Here is a 15668-nt window from a genome sequence, read left to right on the forward strand (position 1 = left end):
TTTAGTTATTCTTGCGGTTGTCTATTAATTGATTGAATAGAATGGCAAATTCCTTGGCTTGGTTTTTTCGGGAATATTGCTGTATGGCTTCCCTGTTGACGGGAGAGGAGGTATACCCTTGTACTTTCCATTCTTCGTAATAATGCATTAAAAAGGCAGAGACCTCTTCTACTTTTGTTGCCGCCAATCCAGCGTTTGTTTCGTCTATAGCGGCTGCCAGATAACTCTCATCACTGCGAACACAAAGTATGGGTTTCTCTACGGCCAATGATTCAAAAAACTTTGTCGTCATTGTTCCCTTTGGTCCCTTTTGATCGGATTTATTTGTCAACAATAAAAGCACAGAACTATTGTTGAGCACATGTGGGATTTGGTTTGCGGGAACATATCCTTTAAAAACCATGTATGAAAGAATATCTTCTTTTTCTGCCTCTTTATATATAATATCCCAGGAGGCTGCATCTACATACCAATGTACTTTGCAGTCGCAAGGCGATAACTTTTTGTTTTTAAGAAGGATAGATAAAGCTTGCATAAATAGACCGGGATCACGCATCTCTGTGCTGAGGATCCGTCCGGTATAGGTAATCACAAAGTGACGTGTGACAGGCTGTTCCGGATAGAATAACTCCGGATCATAGCCATTGTATATAAGAGATACATTCCGGTTGAATGCTTGTAATACCTCTACATGCCAGGGAGATATTGTTGTGACATGGGCTGCTGTTGTCAAAACCTCATTTCTTGTTTGCAGATTCTTTTGCCTGAAATACTTGGTAAAGGATCGCCCCAGGTTACCCCAGGAAGAGATGTCGTGGGAGATAAATTCATTACCGGAATATTGTTCAATAATATCTCTGAGGTCTACCACGAATGGCAGGTTATATTTTTGTGCGACTTTCCTGGCGGCTTTTAAAGGGAATGTACGGAATGTACTGCAAAGGACCAGATCGAAAGGTTGTTTTTTATACATTTTATGGGCCTTTTGGACCATCCGAAAATCCTTATAGTCAAAAAAGAAATCAAGCAAAAAAAGGAATAACCACTGCAGTTTGCGTAAGTATTTTCCTTTTGCTGTGTAAAAGTTAATCCGTGTCACCGGGCAGATGTCTGTCAGAAAAGAAAAGGCGGATTCGTCTTTAACGGTTTCTGTCAATACGATAGGCTCCCATCCATAGGCGCGGATATATTTCGTTAAATATCCCATGCGTGGCCCAAAAGCAGGGGGGAAGAGGTCACATATGATCAATACTTTTTTCATAATAATTTGATAATCTCTCCGGCGGCATCTCCGTTGCCATATTCAAGAATTTCTTTTTTGTTTGTTTCTTTATGCAGGCAACGCAAAATGTCAGTTGCTTGGTATCCTGCTATTTGATTCCATCCGGCATCTACCGTTTCTTTCCATTCGGTCTCTTCCCGTAAGGTGATACAAGGAGTTTGGTGGAAGTAAGCCTCTTTTTGTATCCCGCCTGAATCGGTTAAGATGGTGAGAGCTTGTTTTTCTAACAGGACCATGTCCAGGAAAGAAAGGGGAGGCGTCAGGATGATACCGGGTTCTTCCCGTAAGGAAGCCATCCATCCATATTTTTCCAGGTATGTTTGGGTACGGGGATGCAGGGGAAGCACAACAGGTAAAGAAGGACTTCCTATTTCTTTCAGTGCCGTAAAGATTTGATACAATCGTTCTTTGTTATCTGTATTTTCAGCCCGGTGAACGGTACACAGATAAAAAGACTTACTCTTTATTGCCAATTGATTCAGTATATCAGAGCTGGTATCGGCCAAGCGGCCGAAGACTAAAGCCGCATCATACATTACATCACCTACGTGATATACCCCTTTATGTATGCCTTCCTCTGTCAGGTGGTTGACTGCTGCAAAGGTGGGGCAACAGAGCAAAGTAGATAAATGATCTGTAAGAACCCGGTTGACTTCTTCCGGCATTTGCCGGTTAAAGCTGCGTAGGCCGGCTTCTACATGTATAACAGGTATGTTCAGTTTGGATGCTGCCAACGCGCCTGCTAAGGTAGAGTTTGTATCTCCGTAAACAAGTACATAATCCGGTAGGGTATCTAACAATATTTTTTCTATTTCGATCAACATAGATCCAGTCATCTCTCCATGGCTACCATTTCCACACTGCAGATGCCAGGTGGGTTGAGGAATTCCCATTTCTGTAAAGAAGATGGAGCTCATGTTTTCATCATAATGTTGGCCTGTATGAAGCAGAAACTCTTCAATCAATAATTCTGGTTTTTTCCGGTTATGCTCCAGGATTGCCCGGCTAACCATCGCCGCTTTGATGAATTGAGGACGTGCCCCTACAATGGTAACAATCTTCATAACGATGCGAGTTTATGGATGAGTGTGGTATAAAGAACTTGCTGATAGTCCTTTTCTGTATCCGCAAGTACGTTATTGTGCCATAAGAGACTGATTTCTCCGCCCACCTTCTGCACTTCTTCAATAAGCCTCAGGCTGTATTTTTCGGCTTCTTGTTGTGTTAAATGCATATATTTCGGTTCTTCCAATGAACAATCCATAATCAATAAAGGGTGAAGTCGGAGAGGTGAGAGTCTGCGATTCACAGGGTTGATCCATTGTACCGGATAAGAGGTACCCAATCGAAATCCTGCCACATCCGCATATCCCATCGTGAAATCATCCGTAATGCCATTGGCCTCCAACTGGAGCATATCTTCGGGTTCTCTGTTAGCCAGGAAATGATGTCGGTTGAAAGTGATTTTTTGGTGAATAGCTTTTTCCAGTTTTTCTTTTTCTTTAGCAATGAATAAAGGATTTATTCCCGCCTGATAACTGCTATGCAGGCCTATCACCGCCTTGTTTTTTATTGTTTGTTGTAAAAGTTGCTGTATGTCTTTATCTTGCAGTTGATAATGCGGCTTGTCCGGTTTACCTTTGCCTCCGGCTTTAAAAAAGTAGATTGATTGGCAGTGTTTACTCCCTCTCTTTTGTTGCAAGAAATTATCTATCTCCCAAAATAGAGGGAATGTATAAAAAGGATCATTTGTGACCGGTCCGAATTTATATTGGAGAGCCTTTTTGAGGGAATTACCTCTTTGAAGCGAACGGATAAAGCCTTTCCATGAACGGTAGAGAAAAGGAGCATCCACATCATGCGTAAGATATACTTTCTGTATTTTTTTCTTTACCTCAGGTACGTTGAGGTTTGTCTGTTGCAGCCAACGACGGAGTAATAAACGGTATTCATCAACAATCGGACGATGTATGAAACCGGCCCGGTAAGGCAATGATTCTTTTCCGGGGAAACGCCCGTGTGTATCTCTCACCTTTCGGCATATCATTTCTTCGTACCGGGAAATTAAAAAATAAGTGCTGGCAATAATATCAGCATGTATGACAAGGGTAGCTCCCACAGTTTCCGTTTGCGGAGAACCAAATAACAAAGGAACCCCTTCAATCTCTTGCAAGGGAAGAAGAGGAAGCGAAGAGGGATGTCCATACTGAGAGGGGGCGAAGAAGCCGGAAGGAATAATGACAATGTTATAACGGGGAAAAAGAGTGCGATCGGCTGTGTAACCGATTGTTGCAGTTATACTCCCCGATATATCTTCTCCAAGAAGGAAACGTATGATATATTGCACTATTTTCTCGTTCATACAAGACTCTTCACTTTCAGATAGGCTCTATGTAATAAACTGCGTTTTCCTTTTGATATTGTAAAATAAGGGATTTGTTTTGCCCCGAACTCCCGGAAAAAACGTTCTACTCCCGGAAGCATGGAACCTTCAAAGTCGAACAATTCACTCTTGTCAGCGGTAAAACGGATGGCCTCCCACATAATCAGGCTATGTGCTCCGGAGTCCCGATAGGCCGGATCTCCACCTCCTGCGATGTAATAAGCAGCACTCTCTTGCCATGCGACAAAGATGGCGGCATGCAGATTGCCTACTTCATCGTATCCTCCCCATATATCTCCCTGTTCCCGTTCCCGGCAGGAGATGATTATCTTTTTCAGTATGGAGGTGTTAGGAATGGAAGATTTGCCTTGCCGCTTGAAGGTTTTTTTTACTATTTGCAAAAAATCATCGACAGGTATTCCTTTGATTACTTTTATCTGCAGTTTCTCCTGCGCCTTATTTATGTTCCTGCGTGTATGTTGACTCATATTGTCCCATACTTTTTCAGTATCGGTAAGAGAAAGAATATATGTATACCGTGTGGTTTGTTTATATCCTTGCCAATAGAAAGGTAACCAGTCGGTAATGTCATAGTGAAAGTTTTGAAGGAAAAAAGTATAGGATTGGAGTCGCTCTGTAAATTGTTTACAAAGAGCCTGACGTAGCCCTAACTCTGTGGTGTATTTGGTGTCTTTGGCAATTGGAGCAAACCAGGGACCCATTGTTTGGGTATAGGGAGGCATGGAAATAAAGCCTTTTCTTTGTTGTCTGAAGCCTGTTTTTAGCCCTTTATAAGGAACGTAAAAGGGCAGTACTGCTTGTACCTGCCCTTTTTGTTCTATCCATAAGACATCCCAGTTTACTTCTCCACACACAATATCCAACCACCAATCCCTTGAAAATAAGGGAATGGATTTTTCTGTATTGCAAAGCAAACGGTATTTGTCTTTGTCTGTCATTCTTATTTTTTCAGTGCTTCAAGTATCAAACCGGCTAATTCTTCGGCTAATTCCGGATTGTCACTGATGCATTGTTTGGCAGCATCCCGTCCTTGCCCTAGTTTTGTGTCGTTATAACTATACCATGAACCGCTTTTCTTTACAATGCCTAATTCAGAGCCTAAATCAATGATTTCTCCGGAGCGAGAGATACCTTCCCCGAACATAATATCGAATTCTGCTTTACGGAAAGGAGGAGCGACCTTGTTTTTCACTACTTTCACCCGGGCTTGGTTACCTTTTACTTCGTCACCGTCTTTCAATTGACTGATACGACGGATATCCAAACGTACAGATGCATAGAATTTCAAAGCGTTACCTCCGGTGGTAGTCTCCGGATTACCAAACATAACACCGATTTTATCACGCAATTGGTTGATAAAAATACAAGTGGTATTAGTCTTGTTAATAGCAGCTGTCAGTTTACGCAAAGCTTGTGACATCAAACGTGCCTGTAATCCCATTTTGCTGTCTCCCATTTCTCCTTCGAGTTCCGCTTTAGGAGTTAATGCTGCTACAGAGTCAATCACAACAATATCAATAGCAGAAGAGCGGATCAATTGTTCGGCAATCTCAAGTGCCTGCTCACCACTGTCGGGTTGGGAGATCCATAGATTATCAATGTCTACTCCTAGTTTTGCTGCGTAAAAGCGGTCGAAAGCGTGCTCTGCATCCACGAAAGCTGCTATACCTCCGGCTTTTTGTGCTTCGGCAATGGCATGAATAGCCAATGTCGTTTTACCAGAGGATTCCGGACCATAGATTTCAATGACACGACCACGGGGATAACCTCCTACACCTAATGCAGCATCCAATCCAATGGAACCGCTGGATATTACTTCTATTTGTTCAATATTTTCGTCGCCCAACTTCATGATAGAACCTTTGCCATAGTTCTTTTCTATCTTATCCATTGCTGCGCGAAGTGCTTTCAACTTATCTGCATTCACAGCTGATGTACCAGCCGCTTCTGTTCCTTGATTCATTTCTTCTTTTGCCATTCCTTTGTAATTGTTTTTAAAGGTTTTTATTTCTGAGGATTTGGTTATTAATTGATTTTTGTTAGTTTATGTTATAATTCATTTTTCTAGTGACATCTACTTTGTCTCTTGGGGTTTTCCCAAGAGCATGCCGTAGCAGTTGTCTCCCATAGTGATGTTTTTTTGCATAGGACTCAAATGTCTCTGTTTGATAATCAAAGTCCTCCTTCCAACAACCTTGGGGGGAAATATAACAATAAGTTGCTTTGTCGATGCGTCGATCGGCAGTCTTATCTTCTTCCAGTATAATTATATTCTTTTTTTCCGGAGCAAGGCAGACAATACCTTTTTCGTTGCACGATTTGATTAATGGAGCTATGATCGTATCATAGCTGGCATAGATATTTGACAGGTCAAAATCCGAATAGGCACTGTTCCCGATTTTTTGAATCGGTCGCAATTGTAAAATATCCATATGCTCCCCCACTATTTCCCAAAGATAAGGTAACTCGTTCAAATTATCGTTATTTATCGTATAATTTATACGAAGTTTTAAGTCCGGATACTGTGTTTTTATTTCTGAAATGTTTTTCAAAACCTGGCGAAACTCTTCGAAATTTCCGTTCACCATCAGCGATTCATAGGTTTCCCGCGTCAAGCCATGGGTGGAGATTGTTATTTCATCCAAACCGGCCTTCGCCATTCCTTCCAATACATCCCGACTCAGTAAACTACCGTTTGTTGTGAGGGATATATGGGGTATATGATATTGCTTTCCCAAGGCAATGATGCGAACCAGGTCTTTGTGTAAAGTAGGTTCGGCACCACAACCGATTTGCAGTTTCAATGCTCTGTGAAAGAGAGATTGAGCAATGGATTCAATCGCTGTATAGTCCAAAGTCCCTTTATAGGTTTTACGTTTTTCCGCATCACTGAAATAACACATTTTGCAACGAAAATTGCAGGCAAGTACAGGATCGAAAAAGATACCGATATATCTTTTTCTCAAAACATGAAAGAGCCAAATGCCCAACAGTTTGATCCTTATGCTTTTTATTCGGGAATTTAAACGTAATATCCTATAAAAGCCAGACATTATACCTCCAAGTCAACATTAAACTGTTCGTGCCAAGGCAATCCTTGTTCATTTAATTCGACCATGAATGGATCCGGATTAAATTCTTCAACATTCCATACCCCTGGTTTCTTCCAGATACCTTTCAAGAATAGTTTGGCTCCGATCATTGCCGGAACACCGGTGGTATAACTCACAGCTTGGGCACCTGTTTCTTTGTAGGCAACCTGGTGGCTAGCATTGTTATAGATATAATAAGTTAATGCCTTTCCGTCTTTCATACCTTGGATACGGCAACCAATGGATGTCTCCCCTGTATAATTCTCTCCCAGTTCGCCCGGATCCGGTAACACCGCTTTTAAGAATTGAATAGGCACAATCTCTACCCCATTGTATAATACAGGTTTGATGCTGGTCATACCAATATTTTGCATAACCCGCAAATGGGTAAGGTATTCTTGTCCGAATGTCATCCAGAAACGGGCACGTTTGATGGTCGGGAAGTTCTTTACCAGGCTTTCCAACTCTTCGTGATACATCAGATAAGATTCGCGTGATCCGATATTAGGATAGTTAAGTGTTTTATGTACAGACAAAGGATCTGTTTCTATCCATTGACCCTCTTCGTAGTATTTTCCCCGCTGAGTAATTTCGCGGATATTAATTTCCGGATTGAAGTTTGTGGCAAATGCTTTGTGATGGTCTCCTCCGTTGCAGTCGACAATGTCCAGGTATTGAATCTCATCAAAATGATGTTTGGCTGCGTGTGCCGTAAAGACACTGGTTACCCCCGGGTCAAAACCGCATCCGAGAATCGCTGTTAAGCCGGCCTTTTCAAACCGGTCTTTGTAAGCCCATTGCCAGCTGTATTCATATTTAGCCTCGTCTATGGGTTCGTAGTTTGCCGTATCCAGATAACTTACTCCGTATGCCAGGCAGGCATCCATGATAGACAGGTCCTGGTAGGGGAGTGCCAGGTTGACAACCAGATCCGGTTGATAGGCATTAAAAAGTGTAACCAGTTCATCTACATTGTCCGCATTTACCTGTGAAGTATGTACCTTCATATTTTTGATATCTGCTGCAATTTGTTCGGCTTTACTTTTTGTCCGTGTAGCTATCATAATGTCCGTAAAGACATCTGCATTCATTGCCATTTTCTTAACAGCAACGGTGCTAACACCACCAGCACCAATAACTAATACTTTTCCCATTTACTCAGTCAAATTAATCTTGTTGTTATACGTCTATTTTAGTTCTGAAACCAAGCAACAAATATAGGAGTAATTCTTTGAAATAATGTATGTGAGAGGTAAAAACAATTTATAGTATCTTTGCCTTCATGAAACTGACATCCGCCATGAAACAGTTTATACAGGAGCATGCAGGTGATGATTTGAATAAATTATTGCTCAGCAGTTCCCGTTATCCGACTATGGATATTCCTTTTGCTGTCGACCAGATTGCAGCAAGACGCCAGTTGCGTGATAAACTTCCTTCCTGGTATGCAAATGATAACTTGATATATCCTTCCAAAATAGCAGCCGAACAATGTTCTTCGGAGCTGACAGCCCGGTATAAACAACAGTTGATCAAAGAGGGAGAGGGCGTATGCGATCTGACGGGGGGATTGGGTGTTGACAGTAGTTTCTTTTCCCAAAAGGCCAACCGGTTAATCTATATTGAACGTTTTGAGAATTACTGCGAGGCAGCAAGGCATAATTTTCAGTCGTTAGCGATTAAAAATATAGAGGTGATAAAAGGCGATGCCACGGAAGTTGTTGAGACTCTGGAAGGCATAGACGTTTTTTATATTGACCCGGCAAGAAGGGGAGAAGGCAATAAACGCGTATTTGCTTTGTCGGATTGTGAACCGGATTTATCGCGGTTACTGCCTGTTCTCTTTCAACGGGCTCCCAAGGTGATTGCTAAGTTATCCCCGATGGTGGATATACAACATACGTTGCATTTATTACCTGAAACAACCGAAGTGCATGTTCTCTCCGTAAAGAATGAATGTAAGGAGTTGTTGTTTGTGATGGAACGGGGAAATTGTCTCTCTCCGCTTATTTATTGCCAGAATATTTTATCGGAAGAGGAAGAGCAGTCTTTTCAGTTTACTTACCAGGAGGAGCAAGGCGAGCAAGCTCGTATGGCCGGGCAGATACAAGAATATCTCTATGAACCCAATGCCTCAATCTTAAAAGCCGGAGCCTTTAAATGTCTTTCCAGTCGTTTGATGGTAGAAAAGTTAGGTATAAGCAGTCATTTGTATACCTCCGCACGATGCATTCCTGATTTCCTGGGAAGAGTTTTTTCTGTAGAGGCAGTCTATCCTTTTACCGGAAAACTATGTAAGACCTTGTCTAAAGAAATTCCCAAAGCGAATATTACGGTTCGTAATTTTCCTCTTTCTGTAGCCGAACTGCGCGCCCGCACGAAAATAACCGATGGGGGAGAGCTGTATTTGTTTGCTACCACACTGGCAGGTGGTGAGAAGGTGTTAATTAAAGGGAGGAAGGTTATAGTTTTTGCAAATGTGGGTTTATCAAAGGAGACATGATAACGTTTCCTTTTTTTATGAATAGAGGTATGTCTGATTGGTGTTATAAGTTGTTGTCTTGGTGTTTTGGAGGAAATAGGCTACATAAACAACAACAGTATTAACTGCGCTGTAATCACCCGTGTAAACATGGAAATAGGATAAACGGTAGCATATGCGACGGAAGGCTCATCGCCTTCTACCGTTGTGTTGGCGTAAGTCAGTGCCATAGGATTCGCCATGCTGCCGCAAAGCATACCCATATTCTCCGCATAATCAATAGGCAGGAAACGGGAGGCTATAAAACCGACAAGTAATACCGGTACGATGGTCAGGATAAATCCCAAGCCGATCCACAAAAGACCTTCCGCGCGAAAGACGGTCTCAAAAAAATGGGCACCGGAGTCTATGCCTAACCCGGCCAGGTAGATTACGATACCTAACTGGCGCAACATCAGGTTGGCACTTTGTGTCGTATACGTAGTCATATGTAAGCGTGGACCAAAGGCTCCCATTAAGATACCTACAATGATAGGTCCTCCGGCAATACCTAATTTAACAGGCATACTGATACCCGGAATGGAGATAGGGATAGCCCCCAATAAAACTCCCAGGGTAATACCGATAAATACAGCCAATAGATTCGGATTGTCCAATCGTTTGATTTCATCCCCTAGGATCTTTCCTACATTATTCACGGCATTGGCCTCACCTACGATGGTCAGGCGGTCGCCTATTTGTAACCGAAGGGCACTGGAAGCAATCAGATCGATCCCGGCACGGTTAACACGTGTAATATTTATACCATAGAGGTTGCGTAAACGAAGCGTTCCCAGTTTGCTGCCATTCACTTTTTCCTGTGTGACGACGATGCGGCGGGAGACGAGTTGGCGATCCACAACATCCCAGTCGATATCTTCCCTGTTCCAATCGATATTCTCCTGTTCTCCGAAGATGACTTTGATCGCTTCGATATCGGCCTGCGCAGAGATTACCAAAAGGTGATCTCCTTTTTGTAGTCGTTTGTCGGAGGTGGGAATAAATACATTCCCTTTGCGCCATATACGGGAGATCACAAATTCTTTTCCACCGGATTTGACGATTTCCTGAATGCTTTTATTGTAAATAGCCGGATTGGCAACAAGATATTCGGTTACATTCGGGCGCGGACTCCTGTTTTCTTTTTTCTTTGTTTTGTCAGTCTCTGAGACAAAACATTTTTTTAATAAAACAATGGCAAGTATGACTCCTATAACCCCCAATGGATAGGCCACAGCACAGGCCAATGCCATTTCGGTCACCCCCGAATTATTATCCGGTTGGATCTGAAGCAATGTTTGTTGTGCCGCTCCTAGAACGGGGGTGTTTGTCACAGCACCGGACATAATACCTACCATGGTAGACAAGGATATACCTGTCGATTGGCTGAGTATCAACGTCAGTATAAGTCCCAGAAAGATTACACAGAGAGCCATGGAGTTTAATAATAACCCTCCCTTTTTCAAAGAACCAAAGAATCCGGGTCCTACCTGAAGTCCCAAGGAATAAACAAAAAGGATCAAACCGAAGCTTTGGGCAAAATACAGCATATCTTTATTTATCTCCAGCCCGAAATGTCCGGCAATGATCCCGGCAAAAAAGACAAAAGTAATGCCCAGGGAAATACCCAAAATCTTTATCCGCGACAACAACAATCCCACCGCCGACACCAGGGATATTCCTGCTGCTGCCTGTAATACGGGGGAGTCAAGCCATGTGTTTAAAAGACAATCCATTTCGGGTGCAAATGTAAGCTTATCTCTATGAAAATGAAAATAATTCATGCATTTCCCTCCTTTAAGCGTTTGGGAAAGTGTAAAGGAAGGGGTAAAAAAAGAAACGATTGGACATGGGTCCAATCGTTTACTGTTATACTTGAAAAGTAATAAGAAGCTCTGCTTTATTTCGTAGAAAATAATTTCGCTTTATTCAGTCGGATCACTTTGCCGAATTTTTCTAATTCTTTGGTGTCTATTTGTTTCGGGTCACCAATGATAGCAATGGCAATGGGTTTATTTTTGATTTCTGTATGATAGAACTGCATCAGATCTTCAAATGTTAGGTTTTCTATAACAGATAATTCTGTTTTTGCAGGATCTTCAGTATACCCCAACTTTCTCCAGGCTTCATACCGTTGACTGGCATTCCGGAAAGAAGGTTTGGTTGTCAGCATCACCTTATATAAAAAACCTTTGATGTTTTCTATTCTGTTTGGATACTCCGGCATCTCTTTTAATAAAGAAAGATACAACTCAATAGCATCAATCGTTTTATCCGATTGCGTACCAATGAATCCGTCCATATAGATATTCTTTTGTTGAATCGGAGGGGTTACAAAGCGGCCATAGGCGGTGTAAGCCATGGATCTGTATTCGCGCACCTCTTTCATTACCAAACCATTAAAACTTCCGCTGAAGTATTGATTGAAGGCATTAATCGCTATCTTATCTTTTATATGGTAAGGTTTTCCGTTTATAAGGAAATAAATAGCGCTCTGCTGTGCATCATTATCCGGTAAGAAGTAGACTGTATTTTCATTGTATTGAACGACTTCTTTTACTTCTGGTGAGGTGGATGGTTTTTCCTGTGCTTTTAAGGGCAGGTTATTGCTCAAAATTTCATAGGCATCATCAAAACTCATATTACCGACATAATGAATTTCGGCTTCATAGTCTGTTGCCCGAGAGAATTCACCAGTTAGATGGCTCACACTCATCGAACGAATATCTTCTATCGGCAATCTGTCTATATATTCAGACTTGTCTTGGTAAAATAAATATTCAAAAAGTGCATCTTTAAGTATGTCGGTATAATCTTTTTCCACTCTTCTGGATTGCATCTGACTACCGATAATACTATTCAACTGTTTTTCTTCCAGTTTGGGCATCAATATTTGCCGTGTTAATAAATTACATGACTCTTGAAGTGTAGATTCATAGCCTTCCATTACAACATACAAATAGCTATCATCCACCCGGAAACGACAAGAAGTCCCTAATTTACTGAACTCTTGTTTTAATTCCTGCGGTTCGAACTGTCCCATGACACCTGCATTGTTCATTAACTGAACGGCATAACGCAGTTTAGGCATTTGAGCCGTTCCTACTCCGTATTTTAAAGTCAATGTATAAATTTCGTTTTCTTCATTCTTGGTGTAGAACAATTTAGACAGATCGTTTATTTTTTTAGATTTTACATCTTCCAGATTCGCGAATTCCGGTGCTTTTTTCATTACTGGTAAGTTCGAGAAGTTGGCAGCATAAGCTGATTCTGCATCTCTTGACGGAATGATTGGATCGTATTGCGGTTTATCCAGTTTGGTTGATTTAGGAGCTTTACCTTCTTGCAATTCAATGGCAATAAAGTCATTGGTAAGATATTTTTTGGCAATTGTTTTTATGTTGTCCAATGTAATTGCGGCAACGCGATCTTTGTATGCCAGGATTTCCCCTATATCTTCGTTATTCATGAATGCAGATACCAGTAAATTCGCTTTGGTAGCAGATGATTCGAATAACAAATCAAATTGACGGATTTCTGTCTCTTTGATTGATTGCAGTAACCATTCTTCAATATTTCCGTCTTGTAATTTTTTTATTTCTTTCCGGATGATCTTTTCCGTATCTTTCAATGAGTTAAAGCGTCTTTGATTGATGTCGAAATAAGGTACGGCACCGACTACAATTCTACCCTGGTCGCGGAAGCTGTTTACACCTGAAAAAGCAGTCATCAAGTCGCCTTCCAGTACCAATTTGTCCAATAAACCGGTACGGCTGCTATTAGAAAGCAAAGACATACATATATCTAAAGCGATATCATCGGGATGTCCATTCGGAATACCTTGAAATGCTAATTGAATCTGAGGGTAGGGGGTTAATTTGGCAGAAACGGATTTACGTCCTTTGATATCCCAATCCGGATATGTTTTTCTCTCCGGAGATTTTTTAGCCGGTAAGCGGCCGAATTTATCTTGTATAAGTGCTTGTACTTGTGATGTTTTAATGTTTCCCACTAATACCAATACCATGTTTTCAGGCACATACCACTCGTTATAGAAGTCAATTAAGGAACTTAGTTTCGGATTTTTCAAATGTTCCTGTTTACCAATGATTGGACGGGAATAAGGGTGTCCGGGGAATATGTTTTTCAATATAAAGTTTTGAACCTGACTTCCTTGTTGATCCTCATATCTATTGAACTCTTCGTATACCGTTTCCAATTCGGATTGGAAAGCACGGAATACCGGATTGATAAAACGTTCGGAATTCAATTCCAACCAACGATAGATTTCAGAGGGAGGAAATGAGTTGTAGTATACTGTGTAGTCCCATGAAGTACCGGCATTTAAACCATAACCTCCTAATTCTTCCGTAAGCGAAGAGAATTCGTTGGGAGCCATATATTGTGCAGCTTCAATACTTAGTTTGTTTATCTCTTTAGCCAATATTTCTTTTTGTGTAGCATCGTCTGTTGCTGCCATTTCATCATATTTGGCAATGATTTGTTCATAAAGCGGCCGTTCTTTTTCCCAATCGACCGTACCGATCTTTTCAGTACCTTTAAACATTACATGTTCCAGGTAATGGGCTAATCCGGTTAGATTCTCTGGATCCGATGAGGATCCTACATTGACACCCACCATGCCAAATACATCCGGTTTAGAGGAATCTTCCCATATATATACAGTTAATCCATTTTGCAATTTGAGCCCTTTCAGCCCCTGCGCATGAATAAGTGTGGGAATAAAACATAGAATGACTGATAGTAGAAAGAACTTTTTCATTTGTCGTTTATTATTATGTTCAAACTCTTGTTCTATAAATGAGATAGAACGAGAACTCTTTTTTCAGAATTTCTCGTTCTATCATAGTATTCTAATTTAATATTCTATTAGAGATTAGGGTTGTTTGTGATTTCGCTTGTTGGAATTTGGAAATACAAGCGGCTGTCTGTGTAATCAATCGTTTTACCAGGGTAAGTAGCATCGTTGCCTCCGCGAACGACTGCTTTTTTGAAACGTTTCATTGTTAACAAGCCACGTCCTTCTCCCCACATTTCAACACGCCAGTTATAATACATAAGCTCCAATAACTGATCACTGTTCATCTCTTCAATGGCCTCAGCTGCTGCTTCATCTCTTTCGCTCAAGAATGATTTAAGAACCACTTTGGCTCCTTCCAAATCATTCGCACGTATGCTTGCTTCGGCTGCTATCAAGTAGATTTCTTCCATACGCATATAGACTTCGTCATTCGTCCACAAGGCATCTCCGGCAGGTTTTCTGGCAGCATCATAGAATTTCCACCATCCTAAATAGGGAGCACCTCCACGGAACCAATCTTTCCGTTTGTCTGTGGCAGGAATTTCTGCATATAGATTGTCAGGTATTTCTTTGTAATTACCTAAGCTACCATATCCGTATGTGAAATAGTCAAACATACCCCAGAAGGTAGGAAGTGCAGGTGAATTGTCCAATGTCAAATCGATTGCCCACATGAAACTGTGGTTATCGATGTTGTTGAATCCGGTAGTTGTCAATTCATCTTTTGTTAACATCGGGTATGCGTTTACTTCGATCACCTCTTTCGCTGTTTGAGCTGCCAATGCATATTCTCCTTTTGACAAGTAGGTATATGCCAGGAATCCTTTAGCTACATTGATGTCCGGAGCAGTCTTATCACTTCTGGTTTCGTTAGTCAAAGCAGTGATGGCTTCTTTTAAGTCATTGATGATAAAAGTATAAATCTCATCTACCGTTGCTGCTGGTTCTGCTACTGCTGTTAATTGCGTTTTGTAGATAGGTACTGCTTTTTCACTTTTTGCTACATCATAAGGACGAGCGTATAAGTTTACCAGATTAAAATAAGCATACGCACGTAAAACCTTTGCTTGACCGTAAAAATTTCTTCTACTATCTCCTTCGTCCGGCATTTTGCCATCCCCCCCGACTGTGTCGAGAATAGTGTTGGCAGCCTTTATGATACGATAATAGTAACGCCAGAAAGAATAGGCTCTTTTGGTTCTGTCTGAAGTATTATTGGTTAACATAGCATCTGTCTGGAACCAGCCGTATGAATAACTGGAGCTAACCACATTACCACTCATTAAATCGGTAGCGATATCAATAGATTTTTGTCCAAAATCATCGTGGTTTGTACCACTTATCCCTCCTGTGCCATAGGCGAAGGTGGTGGATACAATCCCGGCAGCCTGTCCAAGCAGGATGTTGGGGTTCCATGTTGCATTTTCTTCCATTTGCTCCGTGGTGACCCAGCCATTCGGATTCTTTTCTAAAAAGCTCTCTGAACAAGCTGTTAACGTAATAGCTGCTAAGCCGATAACTATTCCTTTTTTATATGTTTTCATAAA

The 15668-nt window shown here is 41.3% G+C and carries 11 protein-coding genes; 1 reads left to right on the top strand and 10 read right to left on the bottom strand.

Translation table 11 applies throughout. The annotated features are described in order from the left end of the window. Position 1 precedes the first annotated feature (1 nt). The 7 genes from D0T51_RS02695 to D0T51_RS02725 form a co-directional block, all read right to left on the bottom strand. Positions 2 to 1261: a glycosyltransferase gene (locus D0T51_RS02695; protein WP_163724804.1), complete on the bottom strand. Its 1260-nt coding sequence runs from the start codon at positions 1259 to 1261 to the stop codon at positions 2 to 4. Next, positions 1258 to 2346: a non-hydrolyzing UDP-N-acetylglucosamine 2-epimerase gene (gene wecB, locus D0T51_RS02700; protein ID WP_163724807.1), complete on the bottom strand. Its 1089-nt coding sequence runs from the start codon at positions 2344 to 2346 to the stop codon at positions 1258 to 1260. Before wecB ends, D0T51_RS02695 begins: the two co-directional genes overlap by 4 nt. After that, entirely contained in the window at positions 2343 to 3644 is a 1302-nt protein-coding gene (locus D0T51_RS02705) for a polysaccharide deacetylase family protein (protein ID WP_163724810.1), read from the bottom strand. The genes wecB and D0T51_RS02705 overlap by 4 nt, the downstream gene beginning before the upstream one ends. After that, positions 3641 to 4624 (bottom strand): peptidoglycan bridge formation glycyltransferase FemA/FemB family protein, encoded by a 984-nt coding sequence (locus D0T51_RS02710; protein WP_163724813.1) that lies wholly within the window; start codon positions 4622 to 4624, stop codon positions 3641 to 3643. Before D0T51_RS02710 ends, D0T51_RS02705 begins: the two co-directional genes overlap by 4 nt. A 2-nt stretch (positions 4625 to 4626) precedes the next feature. Further along, a complete protein-coding gene (recA, locus tag D0T51_RS02715) occupies positions 4627 to 5664 on the bottom strand; it encodes a recombinase RecA (protein WP_163724815.1) in 1038 nt (345 codons plus the stop codon). A 61-nt stretch (positions 5665 to 5725) separates the two neighbouring features. After that, positions 5726 to 6739: a radical SAM protein gene (locus D0T51_RS02720; RefSeq protein ID WP_163724817.1), complete on the bottom strand. Its 1014-nt coding sequence runs from the start codon at positions 6737 to 6739 to the stop codon at positions 5726 to 5728. Continuing rightward, positions 6739 to 7932 carry a saccharopine dehydrogenase family protein gene (locus D0T51_RS02725; protein WP_163724822.1) on the bottom strand — a complete coding sequence of 398 codons (1194 nt, stop codon included), beginning with the start codon at positions 7930 to 7932 and terminating at the stop codon, positions 6739 to 6741. Before D0T51_RS02725 ends, D0T51_RS02720 begins: the two co-directional genes overlap by 1 nt. 128 nt (positions 7933 to 8060) lie before the next feature. Here D0T51_RS02725 and D0T51_RS02730 point away from each other — a divergent pair, with 128 nt between their 5' ends. After that, on the top strand, positions 8061 to 9281 hold the full coding sequence (locus D0T51_RS02730; RefSeq protein ID WP_163724825.1) for a class I SAM-dependent methyltransferase: 1221 nt from the start codon (positions 8061 to 8063) through the stop codon (positions 9279 to 9281). Positions 9282 to 9361: 80 nt separating this feature from the next. Here D0T51_RS02730 and D0T51_RS02735 read toward each other — a convergent pair whose 3' ends face one another. From D0T51_RS02735 to D0T51_RS02745, 3 genes are all read right to left on the bottom strand, one after another. Continuing rightward, on the bottom strand, positions 9362 to 11035 hold the full coding sequence (locus D0T51_RS02735; protein ID WP_163725228.1) for a putative transporter: 1674 nt from the start codon (positions 11033 to 11035) through the stop codon (positions 9362 to 9364). Between the two features lie 164 nt (positions 11036 to 11199). Beyond that, entirely contained in the window at positions 11200 to 14082 is a 2883-nt protein-coding gene (locus D0T51_RS02740; protein ID WP_163724828.1) for a pitrilysin family protein, read from the bottom strand. 107 nt (positions 14083 to 14189) lie between these two features. Beyond that, positions 14190 to 15665: a RagB/SusD family nutrient uptake outer membrane protein gene (locus D0T51_RS02745; RefSeq protein ID WP_163724831.1), complete on the bottom strand. Its 1476-nt coding sequence runs from the start codon at positions 15663 to 15665 to the stop codon at positions 14190 to 14192. Between the last annotated feature and the right edge of the window lie 3 nt (positions 15666 to 15668).

Source organism: Parabacteroides sp. 52, from assembly GCF_010500925.1.
Lineage (GTDB): Bacteria > Bacteroidota > Bacteroidia > Bacteroidales > Tannerellaceae > QVMG01.